This is a genomic window from uncultured Pontibacter sp., assembly GCF_947499215.1.
GTDB lineage: Bacteria > Bacteroidota > Bacteroidia > Cytophagales > Hymenobacteraceae > Pontibacter.
The window spans coordinates 906,080-930,107 of sequence record NZ_CANMNI010000003.1 but is presented as its reverse complement, the minus strand read 5'-3'; the positions used below and the strand labels follow the sequence as shown (position 1 = coordinate 930,107).

Annotated in this window: 28 protein-coding genes; 6 read left to right on the top strand and 22 right to left on the bottom strand. The window is 48.8% G+C overall.

The window, feature by feature from the left end; genetic code table 11:
* The first annotated feature begins 45 nt into the window (after positions 1-45).
* Positions 46-408 (top strand): DUF779 domain-containing protein, encoded by a 363-nt coding sequence (locus tag Q1A04_RS17950; RefSeq protein WP_299708789.1) that lies wholly within the window; start codon positions 46-48, stop codon positions 406-408.
* Positions 409-501: 93 nt separating this feature from the next.
* On the opposite strand, the gene Q1A04_RS17945 is transcribed toward Q1A04_RS17950, so the two are convergent.
* From Q1A04_RS17945 to Q1A04_RS17925, 5 genes are all read right to left on the bottom strand, one after another.
* Positions 502-936 (bottom strand): phage holin family protein, encoded by a 435-nt coding sequence (locus tag Q1A04_RS17945; protein WP_299708786.1) that lies wholly within the window; start codon positions 934-936, stop codon positions 502-504.
* Positions 937-1,035: 99 nt separating this feature from the next.
* The gene (gene msrA, locus Q1A04_RS17940; RefSeq protein WP_299708784.1) at positions 1,036-1,665 is read right to left on the bottom strand and encodes a peptide-methionine (S)-S-oxide reductase MsrA; all 630 of its coding nucleotides are present in this window, start codon (positions 1,663-1,665) and stop codon (positions 1,036-1,038) included.
* 172 nt (positions 1,666-1,837) lie between these two features.
* Positions 1,838-2,833, bottom strand: coding sequence for a cation diffusion facilitator family transporter (locus tag Q1A04_RS17935; protein ID WP_299708781.1), 996 nt, complete (start codon positions 2,831-2,833; stop codon positions 1,838-1,840).
* Positions 2,834-2,950: 117 nt separating this feature from the next.
* Positions 2,951-3,232, bottom strand: a complete 282-nt coding sequence (locus Q1A04_RS17930) for an excinuclease ABC subunit C (RefSeq protein WP_299708778.1) — start codon at positions 3,230-3,232, stop codon at positions 2,951-2,953.
* Positions 3,233-3,277: 45 nt separating this feature from the next.
* Positions 3,278-3,517, bottom strand: coding sequence for a hypothetical protein (locus tag Q1A04_RS17925; protein ID WP_299708776.1), 240 nt, complete (start codon positions 3,515-3,517; stop codon positions 3,278-3,280).
* A gap of 343 nt (positions 3,518-3,860) precedes the next feature.
* Here Q1A04_RS17925 and Q1A04_RS17920 point away from each other — a divergent pair, with 343 nt between their 5' ends.
* Together Q1A04_RS17920 and Q1A04_RS17915 are read left to right on the top strand one after the other, a co-directional pair.
* Positions 3,861-4,286 carry a hypothetical protein gene (locus tag Q1A04_RS17920; RefSeq protein WP_299708773.1) on the top strand — a complete coding sequence of 142 codons (426 nt, stop codon included), beginning with the start codon at positions 3,861-3,863 and terminating at the stop codon, positions 4,284-4,286.
* Between the two features lie 21 nt (positions 4,287-4,307).
* The gene (locus Q1A04_RS17915; protein WP_299708770.1) at positions 4,308-4,571 is read left to right on the top strand and encodes a hypothetical protein; all 264 of its coding nucleotides are present in this window, start codon (positions 4,308-4,310) and stop codon (positions 4,569-4,571) included.
* Positions 4,572-4,579: 8 nt separating this feature from the next.
* On the opposite strand, the gene Q1A04_RS17910 is transcribed toward Q1A04_RS17915, so the two are convergent.
* Positions 4,580-4,780, bottom strand: a complete 201-nt coding sequence (locus Q1A04_RS17910) for a hypothetical protein (protein WP_299708768.1) — start codon at positions 4,778-4,780, stop codon at positions 4,580-4,582.
* Positions 4,781-4,945: 165 nt separating this feature from the next.
* On the opposite strand from Q1A04_RS17910, the gene Q1A04_RS17905 reads away from it, so the two are divergent.
* Entirely contained in the window at positions 4,946-5,701 is a 756-nt protein-coding gene (locus tag Q1A04_RS17905) for a pseudouridine synthase (RefSeq protein ID WP_299708766.1), read from the top strand.
* On the opposite strand, the gene Q1A04_RS17900 is transcribed toward Q1A04_RS17905, so the two are convergent.
* The 7 genes from Q1A04_RS17900 to Q1A04_RS17870 all read right to left on the bottom strand — a co-directional run bounded on the left by Q1A04_RS17900 (position 5,687) and on the right by Q1A04_RS17870 (position 12,067).
* Positions 5,687-6,043: a hypothetical protein gene (locus Q1A04_RS17900; RefSeq protein WP_299708764.1), complete on the bottom strand. Its 357-nt coding sequence runs from the start codon at positions 6,041-6,043 to the stop codon at positions 5,687-5,689. The genes Q1A04_RS17905 and Q1A04_RS17900 overlap by 15 nt on opposite strands.
* A 32-nt stretch (positions 6,044-6,075) precedes the next feature.
* Positions 6,076-7,011, bottom strand: coding sequence for a J domain-containing protein (locus Q1A04_RS17895; RefSeq protein WP_299708762.1), 936 nt, complete (start codon positions 7,009-7,011; stop codon positions 6,076-6,078).
* Positions 7,012-7,133: 122 nt separating this feature from the next.
* The gene (locus tag Q1A04_RS17890; RefSeq protein WP_299708759.1) at positions 7,134-7,739 is read right to left on the bottom strand and encodes a YqaE/Pmp3 family membrane protein; all 606 of its coding nucleotides are present in this window, start codon (positions 7,737-7,739) and stop codon (positions 7,134-7,136) included.
* Positions 7,740-7,897: 158 nt separating this feature from the next.
* Positions 7,898-8,623 carry an N-formylglutamate amidohydrolase gene (locus tag Q1A04_RS17885; RefSeq protein WP_299708757.1) on the bottom strand — a complete coding sequence of 242 codons (726 nt, stop codon included), beginning with the start codon at positions 8,621-8,623 and terminating at the stop codon, positions 7,898-7,900.
* Entirely contained in the window at positions 8,617-9,873 is a 1,257-nt protein-coding gene (locus tag Q1A04_RS17880; protein ID WP_299708755.1) for a glutamate-cysteine ligase family protein, read from the bottom strand. The genes Q1A04_RS17885 and Q1A04_RS17880 overlap by 7 nt, the downstream gene beginning before the upstream one ends.
* A complete protein-coding gene (locus Q1A04_RS17875) occupies positions 9,866-11,341 on the bottom strand; it encodes a RimK family protein (protein ID WP_299708752.1) in 1,476 nt (491 codons plus the stop codon). The genes Q1A04_RS17880 and Q1A04_RS17875 overlap by 8 nt, the downstream gene beginning before the upstream one ends.
* Positions 11,342-11,344: 3 nt before the next feature.
* Entirely contained in the window at positions 11,345-12,067 is a 723-nt protein-coding gene (locus tag Q1A04_RS17870) for a peptidase-C39 like family protein (protein ID WP_299708749.1), read from the bottom strand.
* A gap of 197 nt (positions 12,068-12,264) precedes the next feature.
* Here Q1A04_RS17870 and Q1A04_RS17865 point away from each other — a divergent pair, with 197 nt between their 5' ends.
* Positions 12,265-12,951 carry an MCP four helix bundle domain-containing protein gene (locus Q1A04_RS17865; protein WP_299708746.1) on the top strand — a complete coding sequence of 229 codons (687 nt, stop codon included), beginning with the start codon at positions 12,265-12,267 and terminating at the stop codon, positions 12,949-12,951.
* Positions 12,952-13,021: 70 nt separating this feature from the next.
* Here Q1A04_RS17865 and argH read toward each other — a convergent pair whose 3' ends face one another.
* The 8 genes from argH to Q1A04_RS17825 form a co-directional block, all read right to left on the bottom strand.
* Complete coding sequence (gene argH, locus Q1A04_RS17860; protein WP_299708744.1) at positions 13,022-14,353, bottom strand: argininosuccinate lyase; 1,332 nt, start codon at positions 14,351-14,353, stop codon at positions 13,022-13,024.
* A 152-nt stretch (positions 14,354-14,505) separates the two neighbouring features.
* Positions 14,506-15,570 (bottom strand): M20 family metallo-hydrolase, encoded by a 1,065-nt coding sequence (locus tag Q1A04_RS17855; RefSeq protein WP_299708742.1) that lies wholly within the window; start codon positions 15,568-15,570, stop codon positions 14,506-14,508.
* The gene (gene argB / locus Q1A04_RS17850; RefSeq protein ID WP_299708739.1) at positions 15,563-16,354 is read right to left on the bottom strand and encodes an acetylglutamate kinase; all 792 of its coding nucleotides are present in this window, start codon (positions 16,352-16,354) and stop codon (positions 15,563-15,565) included. Before argB ends, Q1A04_RS17855 begins: the two co-directional genes overlap by 8 nt.
* Positions 16,355-16,612: 258 nt before the next feature.
* Positions 16,613-17,569, bottom strand: coding sequence for an acetylornithine carbamoyltransferase (locus Q1A04_RS17845; RefSeq protein WP_299708736.1), 957 nt, complete (start codon positions 17,567-17,569; stop codon positions 16,613-16,615).
* Positions 17,566-18,717 (bottom strand): aminotransferase class III-fold pyridoxal phosphate-dependent enzyme, encoded by a 1,152-nt coding sequence (locus Q1A04_RS17840; RefSeq protein WP_299708733.1) that lies wholly within the window; start codon positions 18,715-18,717, stop codon positions 17,566-17,568. Before Q1A04_RS17840 ends, Q1A04_RS17845 begins: the two co-directional genes overlap by 4 nt.
* A 251-nt stretch (positions 18,718-18,968) precedes the next feature.
* Positions 18,969-19,970: an N-acetyl-gamma-glutamyl-phosphate reductase gene (gene argC, locus Q1A04_RS17835; RefSeq protein ID WP_299708730.1), complete on the bottom strand. Its 1,002-nt coding sequence runs from the start codon at positions 19,968-19,970 to the stop codon at positions 18,969-18,971.
* Positions 19,970-21,166, bottom strand: a complete 1,197-nt coding sequence (locus Q1A04_RS17830) for an argininosuccinate synthase domain-containing protein (RefSeq protein WP_299708727.1) — start codon at positions 21,164-21,166, stop codon at positions 19,970-19,972. Before Q1A04_RS17830 ends, argC begins: the two co-directional genes overlap by 1 nt.
* Before the next feature lie 6 nt (positions 21,167-21,172).
* Positions 21,173-21,841, bottom strand: a complete 669-nt coding sequence (locus Q1A04_RS17825) for a GNAT family N-acetyltransferase (RefSeq protein WP_299708724.1) — start codon at positions 21,839-21,841, stop codon at positions 21,173-21,175.
* Positions 21,842-22,380: 539 nt separating this feature from the next.
* Between Q1A04_RS17825 and Q1A04_RS17820 the strand changes: the two genes are divergently transcribed.
* A complete protein-coding gene (locus tag Q1A04_RS17820) occupies positions 22,381-22,659 on the top strand; it encodes a hypothetical protein (protein WP_299708721.1) in 279 nt (92 codons plus the stop codon).
* Here the strand turns inward: Q1A04_RS17820 and Q1A04_RS17815 are convergent, their stop codons facing one another.
* Positions 22,660-23,832: an aspartyl protease family protein gene (locus Q1A04_RS17815; RefSeq protein WP_299708718.1), complete on the bottom strand. Its 1,173-nt coding sequence runs from the start codon at positions 23,830-23,832 to the stop codon at positions 22,660-22,662.
* Positions 23,833-24,028 lie beyond the last annotated feature (196 nt).

The following is a 24,028-nucleotide window of genomic DNA, read 5'->3' as shown; positions in this document are numbered from 1 at the left end:
AATCCCTGCTTATATCCTGAGCAGGGATTCTTTTTTAAAAACGTTATGGAAATAAAACGTGTAGAAATAACCGAGGAGGCTAAAAAGGTGATAGACCAGTTGCGAGAGCGGCATGGCCCTTTAATGTTTCACCAAAGCGGAGGTTGCTGCGACGGCTCCCAGCCTATGTGTTTTGAAGCGGGCGAGTTTAAAGTTGGAGACAACGATGTATTGCTTGGGGAGGTACATGGCTGTAACTTCTATATGAACCGGGACCAGTTTGAATACTGGAAGCACACGCAGCTAACGCTAGATGTAGTACCGGGCAGAGGCTCTAGCTTCTCACTGGAAATACCGCTCGGAATTCGGTTTCATATTCGGTCAAGGATCTTCACGGATGAGGAATTAAAAAAACTTCCTGTCCTCTAAGGTAGAGCCAATTCAGTATTTGTACGAAACAGAAAAAGCCGGTACTTGAACTAAAGGCACCGGCTTTTTCTATTATAGGAATGCTTTAAGCATTTAAAATATTGCAATCGTCTCAGTTGAAGAAGTCTCCTGCTTTGTGTACAGCTGTTCCATATTTGGCTTTGTCTCTAACATAGAGTACTCCTCATCACCACCGCGTGCCCAGCCAACCAAAGCTAAAGCGATGGATGTGGCAATCGCAATAACCAGAGCCGGCCACCAGCCATCAACTTTAAAATTCTTAACCAGCTTGTCGACAAGCTTGATCATTAGCGTCGTAACAATCAAGCCAATAATGGCTTCGAGCAGGAAAAAAGACACCAGATTCAATATTCCCCTGATGATCCAGCCAATTGTCGCGTTCAAAAGCCCGATCAAAAAGGCTACCCATAGCGCCGTCAGGAAACTCTTGACATGAACTTGAGGCAAGGCATAAGCTAGAAGTACAATGACACCGGCACTTACAAGTAAGTTGAGTATAAAATCCATAGTTTGTAATTATTAGGTTCAAAATGCAATTGTCCTACTTACGCATTACAAAAGCATTTTGATATAATACAGAACTTGGAATTTAATAATAGGGATGAACTAGTCACGCAGATAGTTCTTTTTCAGCTTATTCCGAAAGGCAGCTTCAAATTTAAGCACCTTGGGGTGTGTTACGGATACGACATAGGGATCATCGGGATTTTTTCGGTAGTAGTCTTGGTGATAGTCCTCAGCCACCCAGAACTTTCCGGCTGGCTCCAGCTCCGTCACGATCCTGTTTCGGAAGGTACCGGCATCCTCTAATGCGCGCATGTAGCCCCTAGCCTGCCGTTGCTGCTCTTCATCGTGGTAGTAAACTGCGGACCGGTACTGCTTACCGACATCAGGCCCCTGCCTGTTAAGGGTCGTTGGGTCATGGGTGGCAAAAAACACCTCCAGTAGTTCTCTGTAAGTAATAGTTTTAGGGTCGTACCAGATTCTGACAGCCTCCGCATGTCCGGTTCGGCCATTGCTCACCTGCTCATAGGTAGGCTGCTCCTCCTTCCCTCCAGTATAACCTGACTCCACGCGGTCCACCCCTCGCAGACGCCTGAAATAAGCCTCTGTGCACCAAAAACAACCGCCAGCAAAAGTCGCTTTAACTAAACCAGTAGTATCTGCACTGTTGCCGTAAGCATATGAACTTTCCTCGAGGTGGGTACGCTGCTCTCCCCCGGATTCGGTACACATCCAAAGCAGCATTAAGAAAGGTAAAAAAAGGTATGTATAATTTCGATTCATTCGCCGCAAGCCTATACTTTGGCTACGCTAAAAAGCTTAATTAGGTATAGAATTTCAGACAAAAATTATGCGTATACACTAAATTTCTTAATTAATGCCGGACCATGTTGTTCCAAGCAATTTAAACCTCGTGTTTCTTATCGGCAATCACTTTGTCGAGGTCCCATTCAACACGTTTCAGCAAAGGCTGTTGACGCACCTCACAAACTGACTTGGTACACACGGAACAGGACACCGCTACACAGGGGTCTGTATGAATAAACAGCTCTATGTCGGGGTCAATACGCTCTCTGATAAGCCTACCCACCGCCTCTACTTCGTCATGTGCCTCCAGTACCGACAAATACCACGGCACTGTCAGGTGACAATCAATATGCAGGGTGTTGCCATACTTGATGACACGCAAATTGTGTATGTCAATCCAGTTTTCGCGGCGGTTCTCATTTAGCACCCTTACAATTCGCTGCAGCAACTCATAGTCAGCCTCATCCATAATGCCGGCCAGTGAAGCCCGCAGTATACGGTAACCGGTATAGCAAATGAAAGCACCGAATAGAATGGCAACGGCACTATCCAACCATACCTCACCCGTCAGGTATAGCAGGAGCAGTCCGACCATAATGCCAGCCGTGGAGTAGGCGTCCGTTTTGAGGTGCTTCCCTCCTGCTACCAGTACCAGCGAATTAGACTGGTTACCGCGACGCTCTGTCACATATCCTACTATGTAATTGATGAGCCCTGAAATAGCGATAAGATATATACCTGCATCTAACCGGTATAGCTCCTGCGGCACAAACAGGTTGTAAATTGACTTAAGAATAATGGCGCCACCGGCCACCAGTATCAGGGAGCCTTCGAGTGTGGCTGCCACAAATTCAATTTTGCCATGACCGTACGGGTGGTTCAAATCTTTAGGCCGTGCTGACAAAATCAGACTGTACAGAGAAAAACCACCGGCCACCACATTGATGATCGACTCCAGTGCGTCTGTGAGAATCGCGTTAGAATTGGTCAGGTAAAAAGCCAGAAACTTGGTGAGAAGAAGTACTATGCCTACCAGCAGGACCAGCAATTGCAGTCGTACATTCTCGCTTTGTCGCAGGAGTAGTTTCTTCATGGAGTGCTTATTCCCTGTGATGGCTGCACAAATCGTGGCTATCTACCTACAAGGTACAGGTACTATGTGCAGAAGTCAAGCGGGAATGGAAAAGGATAAGAAAAAGGGGCTTTACACCTAAGACAAGGTATCGGCAAGATCTAGCCAGTTGGGATTCATCGATTCAACTAACCGAAGGTTCTCCTCCGGACTGCAGGCTTTGATGTGGCGCTCCCGTACTCGGGCTATTTCCTCCATGTCGTAGTGTTCGTAATAAACCAGTTTTGGATGTAGGTTAGGCTGTTCGGACAATGACATGTCGTGCTGCAGGTCTTTTGACACGCCGATATTCAAATGGGGCTGTGATTGGTCGCCCATTATGTAAACAAAATAATGCTGTGCTTGCTGGTTTGGCTGCATATTCAGGTGAGTTTGTATTTGATATACGCAACACCGGTGTACATGTTAGTGCGCTAACAGCCATTGACGTGCATCTTCTGGAAGAAAAAAAGTGCGCATCGCTATACCTGTCGTTCTGTCGACTGTGTTGTCTATTTCTAGCTGCGTGAAGAATTCGTGCGAGTATACCCAAGCAAAGTGTGTAATACCGGCCTCACGTAATGCCGGCAACCATACCTCGCTCATCCAACTGGTGGCGCCCGAGTGACCAGTCACTTTAGAATTATTATTCAGTATTTTAGTCACGTTTTGATTTCTGACATGCTCCAGAATTTGTAGACATCCAGTCTGTCCTTTTTTAAAATCCAACCAGCCAGACCAGTCAGTTGATAACATATGATGCTTAGCATCAAGCTTAATCTCTAAATACTCAGTCTGCAGAACCAACTGCTCCTGATTGTCCCTTACGTATACCATAACCTTCCAATTTACCGCCTTGTATTTTTTACCTAGACAGCGAGCCTAAAGTTACTATTTAGAACTTAATCATTGAACTATCCTAATATACCGAGAATAACTCTAAAAAATTGGAACTTAACAAGGTACATATAGTATTATGTATGCATACTTTCTCACAGAAAATAACCTTATGGATCTATATAAAGACAACTATTGTCACATTGCCTTTAATAAGAATGAGCGTACACATCATCTGAAATGGCTTCAACAGCCTGATGAAACCATACTCCTTAAGGCTTACAACATAGGGATAGATGCTGCTAAAAGATATCATGCGATCGGATGGTTAGCCGATAATAGTCTCGCTATTAATCTGGATCTTAGCATGCAGCGTGCTCTGGCTGAGCTAACCGCAAGCAGAATGAATGAAACAGAGATTACAAGATTTGCCCGTGTAGTACCTATGGATGTTTTTCATGAACTGGTGACTCACAAGGTTATCGAGTTGATAAATAATCTGACATGCAACACAATAGAGATAGAGGTATTCAGCGATTTGTCTGATGCAAAGGTTTGGATTTCCCAGCAAGATAGTACTCTAGCATCAGTCGGATAAAGACATTAAAAATAGAAGCCTATGGCCCTAGGACCCAAATTGATTGAGAAGCTTGACAAGATATATGCTCCTGACAGTAGACTGGACCAGCATTACAATGGCAAGGACCTCACTATTGTGACCAATGAAAACGGAGAGCCTGTGACACTATTTATCGGGAAGCGGTTAGAGGACGGTGCCATCTCCGGTGAGCGCTATGTGCGCAAAATCATCCGGGATGCCAAAACTGGAAAGATCCAGCGCAGCCACTGGGATTTGAAAGGCAAAGTCAGTCGCAGCACCTAAGCCTATTCCTATAGTTCCTGCATGTCAAAGTCCTTACCGCGTCCGTATTGCACCAGTTCATGCAGCAAAAATGTTTCGAGGGTGTGCAGGTCTTTCACTAAGTAAGCGCCTTCTTCGGGCATATCGACCACCTGAAACTCAAACTGCTCCCCGAAGTTTTGCAGCATGTACTTCTTTCCTCTCCTTAGGTTATCAAATGATATGGCCATTCGCTTTATCTGTCTTGTTGTAATCAACCGGCAAGTATAGGCAGCTTTCCGCTCAATTCTTACTATTCAGGCTAATTTATAGTTGTTCGTACCTGCTAGGTACAAAGTTGAAACCCGCTTTGACGTGGCAGCCTACCTGTTTTTACCTACCTTTGCCTTAAATTTATGGCTGTGCTTGAGATAATATACGAAGACGAGAACTACGTAGCGATTAATAAACCCAATGGACTGCTGGTGCACCGCACGCGCATTGCGGAAGAAACGAAGGAGTTTGCCTTGCAGATGCTTCGTGACCAGTTGGGTCATCAGGTATACGCTGTACACAGACTAGACCGAGGCACTTCAGGAGTCTTGTTGTTCGCCAAAAACCAAGAGGCTGTGAGCCCTTTGGTAAAAGCTTTTGAAGAAAAAACAGTAGACAAAACCTACTACGCCATCTTGCGGGGCTATACCTTGGAAAAAGATACCATCGACAGCCCCATCCGGCCGGACAAGGACCACAAGCACAAAGCCCCGCAGGATGCCGTGACACACTACGTACGGTTGGCAACCGTGGAGCTGCCCATACCTGTCGGCCGCTACAGCACAGCCCGCTACTCGCTGGTTAAGGTGACGCCGGAGACAGGGCGCATGCACCAGATCCGAAAGCACTTCGCACACATCAGGCATTACATTGTCGGGGATAGGCGCCATGGCGACTGGCGGCACAACCAGATGTTTCGGGAGCAGTTAGAATGCCCCATTATGCTTTTGCATTCCGCTTCACTGGCCTTCACGCATCCGGTGCACGGCGAGCAAATCCGGATTACTGCTCCAATACCACATCACATGCAAAAGCTTTGTATTCAGTTTGGCTGGTCAAATAGCTTAGAGCAAGAGGGTATAGCGACATTAGCAGACGCGGGTTCAAGCGTTGTTTAGCATGTGCTTTACCATTTCCACCTGCAATTGGGCCACAAAAGTGTTTCGTGAATCGGCGTTGAGGGCTGTCAGCAGATAAGCCATCCGTGAAAGACGCCAGTCCTGCACCACTTCCCCGTTACGTGATCGGAATACGACTTTGAAATTCTCCTGCAGCGGCACGTGCATAGAGTTACACACCTCAGTAGCCCGCTTCACCGCATCGCTTAGCTCTTGTAGGTTATTGCAGCCCTGTTGTTCTAGCAGATCACTCGCATAACAGGTTAGGTTGCGGTCCGCAAGGCTATCTACAAAACTTTCGAAGGGATGTTGGATGCTGATGTGTTCAATGGTCATTAACATGGCTTGGCTGGCTATTTGGTAATCGTATGATTTTATACGCTGGTAGTTTTGCGTTGATGGAGTTCCCGCAACCGCTCCATCAGTTCTCGCTCCTCTGCCGACAGATGCACGGGGAGCTGTACCTCTATTTTTACGTACAAATCGCCGTGCAGATCGGGCTTTCCATAAACAGGCATGCCTTTGCCCCTAAGTCGAAGAGTTTTACCATTCTGGGTACCGGCTGGTATTTTGAGTTTTAGCTTGCCCGAAAGCGTATGTACCTGCTCTTCTCCACCAAGTATGGCGGTGTACATATCAAGATTCAGCTGTGTATGCAGATTGTCGCCTTGGCGGTCGATACCCGGGAAAGGCTGCACCTGCACCCGTATGTACAAATCGCCCGGCGCACCTCCTGCGACAGCCGGACCTCCTTTGCCTTTGATGCGCAGCACCTGTCCGTCGGCCACGCCGGGTTTGGTTGTGATGCGTAGCTGCTGGCCGTTAACTGTCAGTAAACGTGAGGCACCGCTGTAGGCCTCCTGCAGAGAGATAAGCATTTCCGCCTCATAGTCCTGCCCCTTTGGTGCCTGTCCGCGACCGCGGAAACTAGCACCCTGCTGGGCAAAGCCGCCTCCAAAAAACTGTTCAAAAAAGTCAGAAAAACCGCTGCCACCCCCGAACATGTCGCCCATGTCAGCTTCGTGATACGTCCCGCGAAAACCGCCGCCGGGACGCCCTTGGTACTGTCCGCCTCCCTGCTGGAAATGCCGCCAATTGGCCCCTAGCTCGTCATATTGCTTGCGCTTCTGTTCGTCACCCAGCACTTCGTAAGCCTCACTTATGTCCTTAAACTTTTCCTCTGCGGCTTTGTCGTCTTTGTTTTTATCAGGGTGATATTTTTTGGCAAGAGCACGGTAGGCTTTCTTGATGTCAGCTTGGGAGGCAGACTTCTCAACGCCCAGAATTTTGTAATAGTCCTTGTATTCCATGCCTCATTAGTTAATAATCCGGTTACAGGTATAGAACGCAATCTTATATACGGGGTTATCGCCCCAAAACAAAAAAGCATCACCCGAGAGTGATGCTTTTTTGTTTCGTATCTAAGTGTTGCTTAAATGGTATCCGTCACAACCAACAAGGCATAGATAACACCCGGTATCCAGAAGAGCAGTGTCAGAATAAGGCTAATCCAGAACTGCGTGCCTATACCTACGTGCAGGAAAACGGCCAACGGTGGAAGCAATACCGCCAGAATGATCTTGATGATACTTACACCACTACCGCTACGATCCTGCATTAATGCTTCGCGCACCTCTTTCTTAAACTCTTTCTTCTCGGCCTTGGTCATACTTGCCAAGCGCTCTTTGGCCATCGCCATGGCTTCAGCTTCCGTTATGGTTACTTCTTCCACGGCTACAGGAGCAATTGGAGCAACTTTAGGAGCTGGAGCGGCTGGTTTAGCTGATACTGCCACGCTGGCTTCAAGTACAGGCTCTTCAGCTTCTTTCTCAGTGGCCTTCTCTTCAGCGGCAGCCAAGGCTACTTCGCTCAGGGAGATTTCAGGCGCAACTGCTTTCTCAGCAGCCGGCTTTTTCATGTCATTGTAAGGAGCCTGCTTGTGGCCAGCAAACTCATAGTACTTGGTGGAGCTACATGCAAACATAAGTTGTGCAGCAATCAGCACAAATACTAAATTAAGTAAACTTCTGATCTTCATAGTTTTAGGAATTTAAGGAATTATAATTAAAAAATTAATGCCCTTAGAAGGGTTAAACAAAATACAGAAGTGATAGGCCGATACTTATATGCAAATCTCTTCATATATATCATACAATACTGTTTATTAAGCTTTTGGGTTATCTTAAAAGCACACAACTATCTTGAATCACCAGAAAGCTCTGCTCTGTTACGGATAACCAGTTCTTGCAGCGTGCCAGCCAGAAGCGCCTGCAGCTTTTGCCACTTTTCACCTCCATCCAGTGGAAATCGCTGGTTTACTTCCAGTTCAATACCCACGTATTCGTTTGCTGTAAATTTGCGGCGTAAATAAGTCGGGAATCCATCGGAAATGCCCAAATAAGGATAATTGAAACGAACCACTAGGTCTTTGTCTGCCCGATTGAGTGCCGCTTTCCACTGCTTGGAATAGGCTTGCTCATGGGGTCGCTTGGGGTCATAGAGCAGACCAATATCCGCTTTGCGCTCCTCTCCTTCCAGCACCGGGGTAAATGTGTGCACCGCGATATGCAGCAGGCGTCTGCCCGCTGATACAAAGTCCTGCACCATTTGCTCGACCTGTTCCCGGTATGGCTTGTAATGGCGCTCTAATAAGCGGTCTTTCTCAGACTTCGGCAGCTCGTTGCTGAACTCGGAGAAGAGCTTTGCATGGTTTGCAGAACGGTTAAGCTCTACCAGCAGGCGACTTGTCTCGGCGTAGAAACTCACGTCAGCAACCGGCTTTATGCTATTGAAAAGCTCCAATGCCCCGATATCGTAGCCTCGGTGCGTTTCTAACACATCCTCGTGCCCATGAAAGAGTGGCGCATAGGCAGGAGGTATAAGGTTTCCACCATGTTCGCAGGTCAGTAAAAGTCTCAGCATGGTTTTTCAGGTATAAACACCCCGCCCCACTGCAGGCAATGGGCAAGGCCAAGGTAAACGCGTTGTATGTCTTGCTCTGTTGGGTTTTCACCTAAAGCCTCCACTATCCGTTTCGACAGACAGCCTCTGGAAAGAATCACGTTTAGCGCATAGGCTACATGCGGCTGCTCCTCAAGGTTGAGCGTCTCGGCGACAAGGTGTTTCCACAGTTCTCCAACCGTACAATTGTCTTCACAGTCAAATCCGAAACAGTCGATAAACGCCCGGTCTGTGATCACAGTTTCCTGTCCGCTTTTAATTACTTGGAGTAGCAGTTCTGACAAGCAGTTTTCGTCCCATTGCTGTAGCTTTTCAATGCTTACCCAGCGCTCGCCTACCAAGGCCTGCACCGTGGCCACCACGGCCTGCAACACGGCAAGGTCCGCCACGGGGCTTTCCTGTATATCAATCAGGCGAATTTCGATGGCATTGCGGTCGAAGCGTGCGATGGCACCGCGTGAGTTTAGGAACTCCTCTTGCAGCACACCCTCCGGATCGTAGGGAGCCACAGCCTTATACATATTGTTGAGTATCTGCGTCTCGTAGGCTTCCTTTGTGAACACCGCCTCGGGTACTACTTTCCCCGCTATGGCCGGAATCTTGTCTTGGTTGTGACGGTATACCTCTAGGCGGGTATCCAACAGACCGGACAGCTTTCCGTCGAGCATGGGCGACGAGGCGGCTAAGGCAGGTATAAGCGGTAGCACCATCCGGATGGCGGCGTGCAATTTGCCAAATTCCTCATCATTGCCGAAAGGCAGGTTAAGATGCGTGCTCTGCAGGTTGGCCCAACCATGACCACGGCAATCGAAAATCCGATTATAGGCTTCGTATACCGCATTGTGCTCGTGTGGCCAGAGCTTGGTTTCCTTAAATGGATCCATGAAAGGGTGCGCGCCTGTAGGCAAGAGCATGGCATGGTGCTTTTCAAGCAGCTTGTTGATGCGCTGCACATGCTGCTGGAAATGGTTCTCCAAACCAATCAGGGAAGAGGCCGGACTCTGTGTCTTGAGTTCTACCACATGCAGCACCAACTCGTTTGACCATGCCATCTGGCCGAACTCCACATCCGACACATAAGCGCCCACTTCATCATAGATCAATTGATCGGTGATGGGTTTGACCTGCAGCGTGTCCTTGTCCACGATCATGTATTCCATCTCCACGCCATAACCCTCAAACAGGTGCAGCGTTGCAGTTTTACTACTCATCTGTTCTAACGTTCTTGTTGTCATCTATGCGTTTCTTTATGGATTTAAGGATAGAGGTATAAAGTTCTTTTTTAAGTATCTGGTCCTCGCAACCGGAGTCGATGCTCGGGTTGTCGTTTACTTCGATCACGTAGGCTTTTCCGTCTATCTCCTTTATATCCACCCCATAAAGCCCGTTCCCGATTAAGTTGGCCGCTTTTATTGCCGTGTGCAGAACTGTAAAGGGCACCTGTTCAAACGGTACGGTCTCGTGATCGCCTTCTGTATCGTTTTTCTTCTTGCCGTTCCAGTTATAGATTTGCCAGTGCCCCTTCGCCATAAAATACTTACAGGCGTAGAGCGGCTGCTTGTCCATGATGCCGATGCGCCAGTCGAAGTCGGTCGGCGTGAACTCCTGCCCAATAATCAGTTCCGAATCGTTCAACATTTCATCGAGCTCGCGCTCTAGCCCTTCTTTATCCTTGGCCTTTACGACCCCCTGCGAAAAAGAGCTATCCGGTTTTTTTAGCACACAGGGTATACCCAATTCTGCCTCCACAAGTTCTCGGTTATCCTTGTGTATGATCATGGTCTTAGGTATAGGCACTTTCGCTTTGGTCAGCAGCTCAGCCAAGTATACTTTGTTGGTACAGCGCAAAATGGAAATCGGGTCATCGATTACCACCAAACCATCGGCATAGGCTTTACGGGCGAACTTATAGGTATGGTGGTTTACCGAAGTCGTTTCCCGAATAAAGAGCGCGTCGAATTCCGGCAGGCGACGGTAATCGTCTTTGGTGATCAGTTCCACATAAAAGCCGAGGCTCTCCCCTGCCTCCACAAAATGCTGTAGCGCCCTTTTGTCGGATGGCGGCTCCTTCTCATCTGGATCGACCAGTATGGCTAAGTCATAAATCTTGTTGCGGCCGATTTTGGCACCCGAAAAACGGTGACGGGCAAAGTAGGATTTAGCGAAACGCAGCAGATAGCGCCAATGGTGTTCCGGCACATCATTTATAGGTATAGCCGAAATACTCTGCAGAACCCACTCGTCTTTATATACGAACTGGGCCCGCAGGAGCGGCGCCTGAAACAGGTCGTGCAGCTGCTTGCAAAGCTTTTCATACTTCTGAGCCACATTCTGTCCGAAATAGATACTCAGCGTGAAGGATTTGGAGCGCAAACTGCCGAGTGTTTTCTGGATCAGTTCGTTTAGCTCCACGGTGATGGCCCGCACAATGGTCGGACTCTTTAGGTCCTGCATGGTAGCTACGCTCGGTATGGGTTTGTGCCCGCGGGCCTCTGCCAGCAGCGACACATAGTATCCTGCGCTCTGATACTTATAAGAGCGGCACAGGTTAAAAATGCGCGCATTTTTTATATCAGTATAGGTCGCATCCGTCAGATAAGTCTGCACGTCCACCACTTCCACGTCTTCTATCGCCACATCCCAGTCCTTGGGATAATCCACTACTACTATTTTTCGCATTATTTATTCGTCGATGGGTTCGGTATGGGCGGGCTGGATGGCCAACAGGTTCGCATCGAAAGTTGCCATACCCAACATAATGGAGTTGAGTAGATGCGACGCCTTCACCTCATAGTAATTGTTTTTGAAATAGGGGTTTTCCTGATAGGGATCAGCAACCACGATGTGTTTCTGATCCTCAGCAAAGCCGCAAAGCACAACAAAGTGTCCCATTGGAAAACCGCGCACGTCGTCGTACACCGAATTGCCCTCCTCATCACCAAACTCACGGGAACTTTGGTAAAGGTAGGTGGCGCTGAGACCTGTCAGCAGCGGAATATCCCGCTCGAAGTATTCCCTCAACAGGCCCTTGGTAAGGTCAGTACAGCGCAACTCGCCGCCACGCTGCAGGAAATCGATGTAAGCCAAGGTAGCCCGCTTGAACTTGCTGCCCTTCTTGAATTGCAGTTGCTCCTCCAGTTTACCGATAATCTCTTCGTTAGTCAGATCAAACCAAGTCGGATCGAAGATGTGCAGGTTGTAGGTATAGATGCGGGCCCTGTAGCCTCGGCTAAGCGCATGGCAGGCGAGCAGCACCTCCAACGTACCGCCCTCGTCCAGATAGGGTACTTCCTTGATTACCTCTCCCAAAGAGATCGTATCTTTGAAGTAGCGATAGACCGCATGCAAACTGGTAGGTCCGCAGGTGGAGTCGTCGGGTTGCGTATGGATCTTAATCGGAATCACAGGCGATACTTCAGGTAAAACACTTTGTCAATGTGCCTGTTATACGCGCCCAGCAAAAGAAGTTATCTGTATTTTTAAAAGAAGAATTTACAATACTGCTAAAGAAAAGCACAATTATTGCTCTCGATTATACAGGTTTATGCTGGTTAATATCAGTATGAAACCGTATATTGTTTTAAAACTAAATTGTATGCGCTATGAATTGGGCCTATCGAATTACAAAACGGGACAAAGTGGCCTTTGCGCTGGGTTCTGTATTCGCCATCATCATATTAGCGAACTGGTTTGCCAGCCATAGTATTGAGAAAGTGAGTAACCAGTTCCGCTCCGTGTACCAAGATCGTCTGGTTCCTTCGCTGGTGATATCGGACGTAATGGAACGTTACTATCAGAACCGGATGACATTGGAAGAGCATATCCTTTCAAACTCCGTGGGTGAACAGGACAGTCTGTATGGTGTGGTTGAGGCCAATACCGCAGAGATTGCGTCGCTCATTAACCAGTTTGAAAAAACCTATCTGATTGAGCGTGAAAGCAGGGGGTTAGCAGAGTACAAGAAGCAGTTTCAAAACTTAGTTACCGTGCAGGATCGCATTCTTGAGCTCAGCAGTTCTGGCAATAAAACTAAGGCGGAGCACCTGTATCGCTCGGAGGCACATACCGCATTTCTGCACCTTATGGAGCCGCTGCATGAACTGATTCAAGTACAGGGCGAGGTTGGACAAGAACTCTACCAGTCAGCCGACCGGCAGGTGAAAACCCTTAAAGTACTTTCCTATCTGGTGATCGGCATGTCCGTTTTCATCGCCCTGCTAGTAGCCACCCTCCTACAAGCCACCCGCAAACTCAACAACATCAAACCTCAGAACTATCATTTAAATTAAGGAATTGGAGAGTTTAGGAGTTGTTGAAATACTAAAATCTTAAACTCCTAAACTCTTATAATTCCCAAACTTACTTCACCAACTCCTCTATCGCTTTATTGGCTCTTCCGAAGTTAAAGCCAGCGATAGTCTCTTCCATTAACCGGGCGATTTCCTTGTTGCATAGGTTGCCGATACTGCCTTCGTGGGTATGCGTTACAGATGCGGGTATGGTGAAAGTCCCCTGCTCTATGCGCTCTCCAACCACTTTGTAAGCATCTCGAAAAGGCATTCCTGCCAGCACTTCGGCATTCACAGAATCCACACTGAAAGCATACTTATACTTCTCCTCCTCCATGATCTGATCGCGCACCTGTAGCTGCGGCAACATAAAGGTCATCATCTGCAGACAGTCTTTCAACTCCGTAAAAGCGGGAAAGAGTGACTCTTTGAGCAGTTGTAATTCGCGGTGATAACCCGATGGCAGGTTGATGAGCAGCATGGAAATTTCGGTCGGAAGCGCCTGCAGCTTGTTGCATTTACCACGCATGATCTCGAACACATCCGGGTTCTTTTTGTGCGGCATGATGCTGGAACCTGTCGTGAGGTGATCCGGCAGACTGACAAAAGCAAAGTTCTGGCTCATGTACAGGCAAAGGTCCATGGCCATACGGGCCAATGCGGCGGCCACCGAAGCGATAGCCGTGCTCACGATGCGTTCCGTTTTGCCGCGTCCCATCTGAGCATAGACCACGTTGTAGTTCATGGTTTCGAAACCAAGCAAGTCGGTCGTCATTTGACGGTTGAGTGGGAATGATGAACCATAACCAGCAGCCGAACCCAGCGGATTTTTGTCAGTCACTTTGTAAGCAGCCTGCAAGAGCAGCACATCGTCCACCAGACTCTCGGCATAGGCCCCGAACCAAAGTCCGAAGGACGAAGGCATGGCCACCTGCAAATGAGTATAGCCCGGTAGCAGTTTGTCTTTGTGCCGTTCACTTTGCGCCTGTAGCACATCAAAAAGGGTCTTCACCTCTCCCACAATCTCTTGCAGTTCATGACGCAGGTATAATTTCAGATCCACAAGCACCTGATCGTTGCGCGAACGACCGCTGTGTATTTTTTTACCCGCTTCACCTAGCTTACGGGTTAACTCCAACTCTACCTGCGAGTGCACATCCTCCACTCCCGGCTCAATCTCAAAATCACCAGCCATGATGCATTGGTAGATGTTTTTCATCTCCTGCTGCAAGGCATTCAAGTCAGCTTTATCAAGCAAGCCAACTTGCTCCAGCATGCGCGTGTGCGCCAGCGAACCCAACACATCAAAAGCGGCCAACTGCAAGTCAAATTCAGGGTCGCGACCAACTGTAAATTGCTCGATCTCTTTTTGGACGTTGGTGTTTTTCTGCCAGAGTTTCATGGTGGTAATTTTTGAATAAGTGAATGAGTGGTTGAGTGATTGAGTGAATATTTATTATGTCATTTCGAACAGCGTGAGAAATCTGGAGTTAATATGTGGTACAATTATCGAAATCCAGATCTCTCACGCTGTTCGAGATGACATTTATTTGGCTATTTAATTACCCGCTCCAGAATGTCGATGTACAGACTTATACCTTCCTCCATCTCCTTCAAGTAAATAAACTCATCGGCCATATGCGAGCGGGCGGAGTCGCCGGGACCGAGTTTAAGCGAAGGTATGGAGAGCAGTGCTTGGTCAGAAGTGGTGGGCGAACCGTAGGTGCTACGGCCGAGCGCTATACCTGCCTGCACCAAGGGGTGCTCCATAGGTATAGCCGAAGGTTTCAAGCGAGTGGACCGTGGCCTTACCTCCGATTTCACATGCTGGCGGATCACCTCTAACACTTCGTCCATGGTATAAGCATCCGTCAAGCGCACATCGACTGTATACGTACAGCTGTCAGGCACCACATTGTGCTGCGTACCTGACTGTATCATGGTCACCGACATTTTGATCGGGCCTAAATGCTCGGAGACTTTCGGAAAGCGATAAGTTTGAAACCAATTGATGTCCGGGAGCGCTTCGTAAATCGCATTCAGTCCTTCCTCGCGGGCGGCGTGTCCGGAACGGCCTTTAGCCTCGCAGTCCAGTACCAATAGGCCTTTTTCGGCTACAGCCAGTTGCATCAGAGTTGGTTCACCTACTATCGCGGCTTCCAAGTCTCCCAATTCCGGCAGTATCAGCTCCAGCCCGTTTCTGCCTGATATTTCCTCTTCGGCTGTGGCTGCAAAAACGAGGTTGTATTTAAGCTCCTCTTGCGCATAGAAATATAGAAATGTGGCCAGCAAGGAAACCAGACAGCCACCTGCATCATTGCTGCCCAGTCCGTACAGTTTGCCGTCCTCTATGGTAGCCGCAAACGGATCGCGGGTATAGCCGGTATTGGGCTTCACGGTATCGTGGTGCGAGTTGAGTAGTAGCGTAGGCAAGTCAGGATCATAGTGCTTGTTAAACGCCCAGACATTATTGAGCTTTCGGTGCGCTTTCACCCCCTCTTTTTCCAGCACTGCAGCAATTAGCGCTGCTGTTTTATCTTCTTCTTTGCTGAATGAAGGTATAGCGATTAGTTGCTGGAGCAGGTCAAGGGCCTTCGGGTATAGCTGGGTCTTAACCATGTTGCAACTGTATAGTCGTTCCTGTGAAGCCCGTAGAAAGTGAAGGCAAGGCTTCGGCCTCCCCAATCAGTACGGCGCTTACCCCTAGTCGCAAAGCAGCAAAGGCATTATCCAGTTTCGGGATCATCCCATCGCTTACAATACCTTTTTCTTTCAGATCCTTGTACCTGTTCTGGTCGATATGCGCGATCACAGCATTGTCATCAGCTGCATCGGCCAGCACGCCTTTTTTCTCGAAGCAGTACACTAATTTCACATTATAATGCGGGGCCAAAGCCGTCGCTAGAACCGAGGCAATGGTATCGGCATTAGTATTAAGTAAGCTGCCCTTACCATCATGTGTGAGCGGTGCCAAAACGGGTGTCAAACCTGCTTGCAAAAGTGCTTGAATCGCTTGTGCATTTACAGTTTCTGGTCCGGCAATATCACCGGCAAAACCATAGTCCACCGTTTTGACTGGTCGCTTGGAGGCAGGTATGGCATTGGCGTCAGCACCGGTCATACCGATGGCGTTGCAACCGAGTGACTGCAGTTGGGCTACCACGTTTTTATTAATGAGCCCGGCGTATACCATCGTTACCACCTTGAGTGTTTCAGCGTCGGTCAGGCGGCGGCCCTCTACGTAAGCTGGCTGAATACCCAGTTGCAGCCCGATCGTAGAAGCAATTTTGCCGCCGCCATGCACCAGTAGTTTCGGACCGGACAGTTGCGCGAAATCAATCAAAAAACGCTGCAACCGCTCCGGGTTGTCCAAAACATTTCCGCCTATTTTAATGATGTACATGGAGTTAATCTTTAATACGTCCCTGCTTATTTCAAAAGATTGTTTGCTGTAGAGGTTCTCTTAATACCGGATCAAACCACCCCTACCCCTCCTTGTCCAAGGAGGGAAACTCTGGTTCTACTACATTGTAGGTTCATGCGCTGTAGTTGTTATGTCCCAGGTCTACCTTCTCTACGAGCCAATTCTACTTGTTTGCTCTCAACCCGAAAGTATTTGGGAGGAGGGCGAAAGTTTACCATAACAACAAACAATCAGCAACTAACCATTAATCCCCTCCAGCATCCGCTTCAGCACTGCCTGCGCAGCGTATAGTCTGTTATTCGCCTGCTCGATCACCAGTGAGTTTGGTCCGTCCAGCACTTCGTGGCTCAGTTCCAGACCACGGCGTACGGGAAGGCAGTGCATTACTTTGGCATTATTGGTCTGGGCTAGCTTTTCGTTCGTTATCATCCAGCCTTCACCGTCCGTTAGTACCTGTCCGTATTGCTCATAGCTCGACCAGTTTTTAACATACACAAAGTCTGCGTCCTGCAGCGCCTCGTCTTGGTTGTGTAGCACTTGTGCGCCTCTGGTGAACTCCTCCGCCAGATCATAGCCTTCCGGGTTGGTAATCACCAGTTCCACATCCGCCTGCTGCATCCACTCGGCAAAGGAGTTGGCCACACAATGTGGGATGGGCTTGATATGCGGTGCCCAGCTCAGCACGACCTTGGGTCTTTTACCGGCAACAGCCTGTTCTTTTATCGTGACCAAATCGGCGAGACTCTGCAGCGGGTGTCGGGTGGCAGATTCCAGACTCACGATCGGAACGCCGGTTAGCTCAATGAATTTGTTCAGCAGGTCTTCGCTGTAGTCTTCTTCTCTATCCTGCAGCTTTGGGAAAGAGCGGATGCCTATGATGTCACAGTACTGGCCCATCACAGCGGCGGCCTCCCGGATGTGCTCCACGGTGGTGCCGTCCATAATCACTCCGTCCTGCGTTTCGAGTGCCCAACCTTCTTTGTCAAGGTTCATCACCATCACGTTCATACCCAAGTTCATTCCTGCCTTTTGGGTGCTGAGGCGAGTGCGTAGACTTGGGTTCATAAAGATCAGACCAAGTGTTTTGTCTTTGCCCAGCTCTCTGTGCGTGTAGGGTGATTTTTTCAGTTCGAGTGCTTCGTTCACCAAGGCGGCTACATCTTGCACATCGTGTACGGATGTGAATTGCTTCATGAGGCGGTTACTTTTTTGCTAAGGATGATTGAAAATGCTTTCAGGAACTGGTCGGCTTCAGCCTTGCTGATCGTAAGGGCTGGCAAAAGGCGTAACGTATTCTTGTTGGAAGAACTGCCCGTGAAGATGCCGAATTCGTTGAGCAGCGTCTTGCGTATACCAGCGCAGGGTTCGTGCAACTCAATTCCAATCATCAAACCCTGCGCACGAACTTCTTTCACGCCCGGCATTCCTTCGAGTTTCTCGCGCAGGTAGTGCCCCATGATGGTGGCGTTCTCTAGCAGGTTTTCATTTTCCATCACTTCCAGCACGGCAAGTGATGCAGCGCAGGCCAAGTAGTTTCCGCCAAAAGTGGTACCAAGCATGCCATGACTTGCCTCAATAGCAGGACTCACCAACACACCTCCCACCGGAAAGCCATTACCCATGCCTTTGGCTACCGTGATCAGGTCAGGGGTAATGCCTGCATGCTGATGGGCGAAAAACTTGCCAGAGCGGCCGTAGCCCGACTGCACTTCATCCAAAATCAGTAGAGCGCCGACTTGCTTGCAGCGCACTTCCAAAGCTTTCAGAAAATCCACGCTTGGGATGTTTACCCCTCCGACACCCTGTATACCTTCCACGATGACAGCAGCCAGTTCCTGTCCATGCGCATGCAGTGCTTCTTCAAAAGCAGTCACATCATTAAAAGGCAGGAAGATGAAATTCTCGGTCTGGTTGATCGGCGCTACGATGCTCGGGTCGTCGGTGGCGGCCACAGCAGCTGAAGTGCGTCCGTGGAATGAACTCTTGAAAGAGATGACCTTTTTGCGGCCCGTATGAAATGATGCCAGTTTCAAGGCATTCTCATTCGCCTCGGCACCGGAGTTGCACAGGAACAGGCTGTAAGCGTCGTAACCGCTGAGCTTACCCAGTTTTTCAGCCAGTTCTACTTGCAGCGGATTCTGAACCGCGTTGGAGTAAAAGCCAATATCGTAAAGCTGACGGGCAATGCGCTTCACATAATGCGGGTGTGAATGACCGATGGAGATCACGGCGTGGCCGCCGTATAGGTCGAGGTACTTTCTGCCTTCTTTGTCCCAAACAGAAAGACCGGAGGCTTTAACAGGCTCAATATCGAAGAGCGGATAAACATCAAAGAGGTTCATGGCTATGGAATTAGATGTAAGAGGTCAGGAAATAGATGTAGAACAGTGTTCTTAGGTATGTGAGCATGGTTGAATTGTTGATTGTTAAATTGTTTTTATCCTCAATAAGATTCTTCTAGAGTACTTAACCCACCCCTGCCCCTCCAAGGAGGGGATTATTACTGCAAGAGAGTCCCCCTTCGAAGAGGGCAGGGGAATGATAATCGCTCCCATATTCCTCTCTTGAGAGGGGCTAGGGGTGTGTTTACTATTTAAAAAGCCGCAGCCTTAAGCTTCAATCCGGCGGTCTCTTCCAACCCAAAAACCAAGTTCATGTTCTGAACTGCCTGTCCGGCGGCGCCTTTCAGCAGGTTGTCGATCAGGCTGGTGATAACGAGCATCTGCCCCTGCTTCTGCAGGTATAGCACGCACTTGTTGGTGTTCACTACCTGCTTTAGGTCCGGGTTCTGGTCCGCTACAAGGGTGAAAGGATGACCTTCGTAGTAGCTGTTGTATAGTGCCTGCGCCTCTTCCAGCGCCAAATCCGTTTGTAGGTAGGCCGTAATAAAAATTCCTCTTGCAAATGGGCCGCGGTAAGGTACAAAGTGAATCCCCGGCTGTTTTTCTGGCTGCAAACTTTTCATGCTGCGTTTAATCTCGCGCAGGTGCTGGTGCTCCATCACTTTATAGGTCGAGATGTTTTCGGTGCGCCAGCTGAAATGCGAAGTCGTGCTCAGGCTCTGACCGGCACCGGTTGATCCAGTGATGCCACTTACATGCACATCGGAATTGAGCAGCTTATGCTTTGCTAAAGGCAGCAAAGCCAGCTGTATACCTGTGGCAAAACAACCCGGGTTGGCGATGTGCTGCGCCTGCTGTATCTGCTCGCGCTGCAACTCCGGCAAGCCATACACAAAACTTCTGCCGCCCGCCTCAACCATAGCAGATGCTGTACTTTCATTCCAACGGAAATCCTGACTCAAGTCAATGATCTTGGTCTCGGCAGCCACTTCGTTTTCCGCCAGAAACTTAGCCGCTTCTCCGTGACCGGCACAAAGGAATAGCACATCCACAGGTATAGCCGCATCTGCCGTAAACACCAGTTCTGTCTCCCCCAGCAGGTCCGGGTGCGCGGCATATACCGGCTTGCCCGCCTGACTGCGGCTCTGCACAAAAGCCAACTCTACGTTTGGGTGTAGCAAAAGCAGACGCAACAGTTCGCCACCCGCGTAGCCTGCCCCGCCTACTATACCTGCTTTTATCGTCACGGCCATTATAGTTCGGTGTTGTTAATCTTGTGATACATCATGGCTTGGTTGCCGAAAATTTTCGAAAAGCCTTTCACATCCTCACCCGACCAAGCATTGTTCATCTCGCCGTAGCTGCCGAATTCCGACGACATCAGGTCATGCTCTGACTCAATACCTTCCACTTGGAAGCGATACGGCGCCAGCAGCACATGCACTTTGCCGGTCACGTTTTCCTGAGTTTCCTGCAGGAAAGTCTCGATGTTGCGCATAGTCGGGTCGATGAACTGCCCCTCGTGGAGCCAGTTGCCGTACCATGTTGCCAATTGGTCTTTCCAGTAAAGCTGCCACTTGGTGAGCACATGCTTCTCCAAGGTATGGTGCGCCTTGATGATTACCATCGGGGCGGCTGCCTCAAAGCCCACACGTCCCTTGATACCGATGATCGTGTCGCCCACGTGGATGTCGCGGCCAATGGCGAAAGGCCCAGCTATACCTTGCAGCTCCTGAATCGCCATTACCGGGCTGTCGTATACCTTGTCGTTTATACCTAAGAGCTCGCCTTTCTCAAAATACAGGGTCACACGCTCAGGCTGCTCTTTTGTCAGCTGTGTTGGGTAAGCTGATTCTGGCAGTGGCTGGTGCGAAGTCAGGGTTTCTTTACCGCCAACCGAGGTACCCCAAATGCCTTTGTTGATCGAGTACTGTGCCTTTACGAAATCGTATTCCACGCCGTGCTTTTTCAGGTACTCAATCTCCTCCTCACGAGACAGTTTCATGTCACGGATCGGCGTGATGATCTCAATCTCCGGGATCATCACATGGAAAATCATGTCGAAGCGCACTTGGTCATTGCCCGCACCGGTGCTGCCATGGGCCACGTAATCTGCACCCAAGGCTTTGGCGTGACGCGCGATGGCCATAGCCTGCGTGACACGCTCAGCGCTCACTGACAGCGGATAAGTGTTATTCTTCAGCACGTTTCCGAAGATCAAGTACTTGATGCAGCTTTGATAGTAGTACTCCGTCTCATCCAGATTGGTGTGCTGCGTTACGCCCAAATCATAGGCGCGCTGCTCGATCTGCAGCAATTCCTCCTCTGAAAAACCGCCGGTGTTCACCAGTACCGAATGTACTTCCAAATCTTTCTCTTCTTTCAGGTACTTCACACAGTAAGAGGTATCGAGGCCGCCGCTGAAGGCTAAAACAACTTTCTTCTTCATGATATTTTAAATGCTTGTCGGGTTAATGGTTGTGTTTCCGTGGCCATGTGCGAAAGTGCCGTAACCTACAGGTATAGCCGGTTCATCGATCGGCGTCAGGATTTGCAGCTGCTCGCGGGCGATCGGCTTTTGCTCTCGGGCCGGGTCATAAAGCATGGCGGTGCAGAGGCAGTTGCTGCGGTTCTTCATCGTCAGGATCTCATAGTTCACGCAGCTCTTACATCCGTTCCAGAAAGCTTCATCATCGGTCAACTCCGAGTAAGTTACCGGACGATAACCCAAGTCGGAATTAATCTTCATCACAGCCAAACCGGTGGTCAAACCAAAAATCTTGGAGCCAGGGTATTTGGTGCGCGACAGCTCAAAAATCTTGTGCTTGATCAGTTTGGCCAGACCGCTTTTGCGCAGCTCCGGCGATACGATTAAGCCTGAGTTGGCCACATACTTACCATGACTCCATGTTTCGATGTAGCAGAAACCCGCCCAAACGCCGTTCATATCCATGGCGATCACGGCTTTGCCTTCAAGCATTTTCTGAGCAATGTATTCTGGGGTACGCTTGGCTATACCTGTGCCTCTGGCTTTGGCAGATGCCTCCATTTCATCGCATATCTGCGCAGCATAGCCCGTGTGTTGCACATCGGCAACGGTAATGATAAAAGGTGATGGATTCATTTTGGAAAATATATACCCGGGCCATGCCTGTGCAAAGCCAGATGCTATAAATTAAAAACGGTGTGAAACAGCTGCGAACAAGTTATGCCAAAACGCATACCTCTACTCGTGAGCTTAAACACTAATCAGGAAAACAGGGGAAGAATGACCACTACGTAGGCGGTCAGGAAGCACGTCGGCCTAGGGCCTGTAGCGGACCACGGCGTTAATGGCCCTCAAAACTATCCTAGCAGACAGGATAGAAAAAGACGCACCTTTCAGCGAAAGGTGATTTACCATCTCAGATGATAAAGTCGGCTTTTTTTTCATTTCAGATAATCAGTTCTAATTATAAAAACAGGTCTTTGCCTGTTTAGGAAAGCAAAGATTTGCAATTAATATCGGCATCTACAACAATTGGTTGTATTTTATGATAAAATTTACACCTTTCTACAAAATGTTACAACAATTAGTTTAAATAGCTGCCGAATCCTGTGCCTGCAGGTTTGGCTATAGGAAGGATGTACTAAATAAGGCTGGTTTGTGTAACTTGCGGCGCAATGAAGAATCTATCCCTCAGCGTTATAATCGGCCTTATTTTTTCGGCCATTGGCACGGCATCTCTTTTCCTTACGCGTGACCCGCTCATGGCTGCCATCTGGCTCAGCTTTGGTAACGGTCTCATACTGGCTAACCTGCGCTTCAGCAAACCCGACGCTGCCGGAAATATGGCAGCTGCCCCTGTTCCTAAAGTGAGACTTTATGTTGGTATCGCTTTGATCGCGATGGCGGTGGTACTCCTGTTTTTTCAGATCTACTCAGACGTATCGCAGGGGTAGTCAGATTCTACTCTGCAATACCATTTCTACATTCACTGTTTTTGAATCGCGTATGAGTTTCATGCGAACTTTGCGCCCCGGCTTACTGTCAAATAGCTGCAGCAGTTCGTCCAAGGCCAGTTCTTTGCAATCACGCCCGTTGATAGTGATCAACTGATCGCCGGGCAAAAGTCCGCTCTCTTTGGCAGGCGAGTCCTCAATCACGTGAGAAACAATGTAGAGGTTGGTGCCCGGCAGTGGCGTGCTAATCTCAAAACCGGTCATGTTATAATAGAAGGGAGATCGGAACTTGCCGTTTGGTACCAACACCATGCGCTGATGCGGGTAATCAAAAATGACTGTGAAGCGCTTCAGGATATCGGAGCCCAAGTTGCCATTCCGGTTTGCCAAGTTAAGTGCCGCTTTTATAGATTCCTCGTCCGGAAAGGATGCCGGTAGATTCTGCAGTTCGTACTTGCCCAGACTGAAACTGTTGATGCGGCCAATCTTACCGTTTATATCACCACTGAGCCCTCTACCAAGGTAAGCTTCCATTACTTTAGGTGGTAACTGCAGACGCTCATCCGTGGGCAGATATAGCGACACAGAATGGCTGGCGCCTGTATCAATTACCAGCTTCACCTTTATGGAATCGCCGTTGAACTGCCTCACATTTGCTTCTACATAGGCCTTGGTGTTCTCAATCTGAAGCGGATAAATCTCTCCCCGCTTGGGCACTCTTACTTTCGCATCTGGCCTGTACAGGGTCAGGGTTTTATTGCTGTAGTTAATCTTGACGATAAAGTTTCGAAAGATATCGTAACCGATAATGCCGTGTACGGACATCCCCATCCGGGTGGAAAGATTAAACACATCTTCCATTAAGACATACACCTTATGGTTATCACCCTGTATCCCCGGCATGCGCATCACATTCCCCGCAGAGTATAGCGCCTCAATTTCGGCACCGGCACCCAAGCCCTGTATGGATATTTTGTTGGCCTCGTTCAGGCTGAGCGAATCAGAATAATACAGTCGGGTAATCAGCGTGTTTTTGACACCGGAATCAAGAATAAAATTCAGTGGATTGGAGTCGTTGATCTGAACAGGTATGATGATGAGGTTGTGAACCAGTTTGAATGGTATCGTAATGCTTTTACGCTTGGAGGTGAAATAGGCCGTATCAGTAGCCACAGTTTGCCCCAATGCCTCGGTTATGGGGAAGCAAAGGATACAAGAAAGAAGCGCAAGAGTGAGAAACCTTGCCATGGGCACGCCATTAAAAAGACTGAGACAACACGTCTTATTAATATACGCAGATTTTATAACAAAATATGCACTAAGGGGGATAATTAAATTCCTGTGTATGAAGAGACTAGGCTGTGTTATA

Bases quoted from the DNA above. Each gene is read 5' to 3' on its own strand.
- Q1A04_RS17950 (WP_299708789.1), top strand. From the start codon at position 46: ATGGAAATAAAACGTGTAGAAATAACCGAGGAGGCTAAAAAGGTGATA.
- Q1A04_RS17945 (WP_299708786.1), bottom strand. From the start codon at position 936: ATGGATTTTATACTCAACTTACTTGTAAGTGCCGGTGTCATTGTACTT.
- msrA (WP_299708784.1), bottom strand. From the start codon at position 1,665: ATGTGTACCGAATCCGGGGGAGAGCAGCGTACCCACCTCGAGGAAAGT.
- Q1A04_RS17935 (WP_299708781.1), bottom strand. From the start codon at position 2,833: ATGAAGAAACTACTCCTGCGACAAAGCGAGAATGTACGACTGCAATTG.
- Q1A04_RS17930 (WP_299708778.1), bottom strand. From the start codon at position 3,232: ATGCAGCCAAACCAGCAAGCACAGCATTATTTTGTTTACATAATGGGC.
- Q1A04_RS17920 (WP_299708773.1), top strand. From the start codon at position 3,861: ATGGATCTATATAAAGACAACTATTGTCACATTGCCTTTAATAAGAAT.
- Q1A04_RS17915 (WP_299708770.1), top strand. From the start codon at position 4,308: ATGGCCCTAGGACCCAAATTGATTGAGAAGCTTGACAAGATATATGCT.
- Q1A04_RS17910 (WP_299708768.1), bottom strand. From the start codon at position 4,780: ATGGCCATATCATTTGATAACCTAAGGAGAGGAAAGAAGTACATGCTG.
- Q1A04_RS17905 (WP_299708766.1), top strand. From the start codon at position 4,946: ATGGCTGTGCTTGAGATAATATACGAAGACGAGAACTACGTAGCGATT.
- Q1A04_RS17900 (WP_299708764.1), bottom strand. From the start codon at position 6,043: ATGTTAATGACCATTGAACACATCAGCATCCAACATCCCTTCGAAAGT.
- Q1A04_RS17895 (WP_299708762.1), bottom strand. From the start codon at position 7,011: ATGGAATACAAGGACTATTACAAAATTCTGGGCGTTGAGAAGTCTGCC.
- Q1A04_RS17890 (WP_299708759.1), bottom strand. From the start codon at position 7,739: ATGAAGATCAGAAGTTTACTTAATTTAGTATTTGTGCTGATTGCTGCA.
- Q1A04_RS17885 (WP_299708757.1), bottom strand. From the start codon at position 8,623: ATGCTGAGACTTTTACTGACCTGCGAACATGGTGGAAACCTTATACCT.
- Q1A04_RS17880 (WP_299708755.1), bottom strand. From the start codon at position 9,873: ATGAGTAGTAAAACTGCAACGCTGCACCTGTTTGAGGGTTATGGCGTG.
- Q1A04_RS17875 (WP_299708752.1), bottom strand. From the start codon at position 11,341: ATGCGAAAAATAGTAGTAGTGGATTATCCCAAGGACTGGGATGTGGCG.
- Q1A04_RS17865 (WP_299708746.1), top strand. From the start codon at position 12,265: ATGAATTGGGCCTATCGAATTACAAAACGGGACAAAGTGGCCTTTGCG.
- argH (WP_299708744.1), bottom strand. From the start codon at position 14,353: ATGAAACTCTGGCAGAAAAACACCAACGTCCAAAAAGAGATCGAGCAA.
- Q1A04_RS17855 (WP_299708742.1), bottom strand. From the start codon at position 15,570: ATGGTTAAGACCCAGCTATACCCGAAGGCCCTTGACCTGCTCCAGCAA.
- argB (WP_299708739.1), bottom strand. From the start codon at position 16,354: ATGTACATCATTAAAATAGGCGGAAATGTTTTGGACAACCCGGAGCGG.
- Q1A04_RS17845 (WP_299708736.1), bottom strand. From the start codon at position 17,569: ATGAAGCAATTCACATCCGTACACGATGTGCAAGATGTAGCCGCCTTG.
- Q1A04_RS17840 (WP_299708733.1), bottom strand. From the start codon at position 18,717: ATGAACCTCTTTGATGTTTATCCGCTCTTCGATATTGAGCCTGTTAAA.
- argC (WP_299708730.1), bottom strand. From the start codon at position 19,970: ATGGCCGTGACGATAAAAGCAGGTATAGTAGGCGGGGCAGGCTACGCG.
- Q1A04_RS17830 (WP_299708727.1), bottom strand. From the start codon at position 21,166: ATGAAGAAGAAAGTTGTTTTAGCCTTCAGCGGCGGCCTCGATACCTCT.
- Q1A04_RS17825 (WP_299708724.1), bottom strand. From the start codon at position 21,841: ATGAATCCATCACCTTTTATCATTACCGTTGCCGATGTGCAACACACG.
- Q1A04_RS17820 (WP_299708721.1), top strand. From the start codon at position 22,381: ATGAAGAATCTATCCCTCAGCGTTATAATCGGCCTTATTTTTTCGGCC.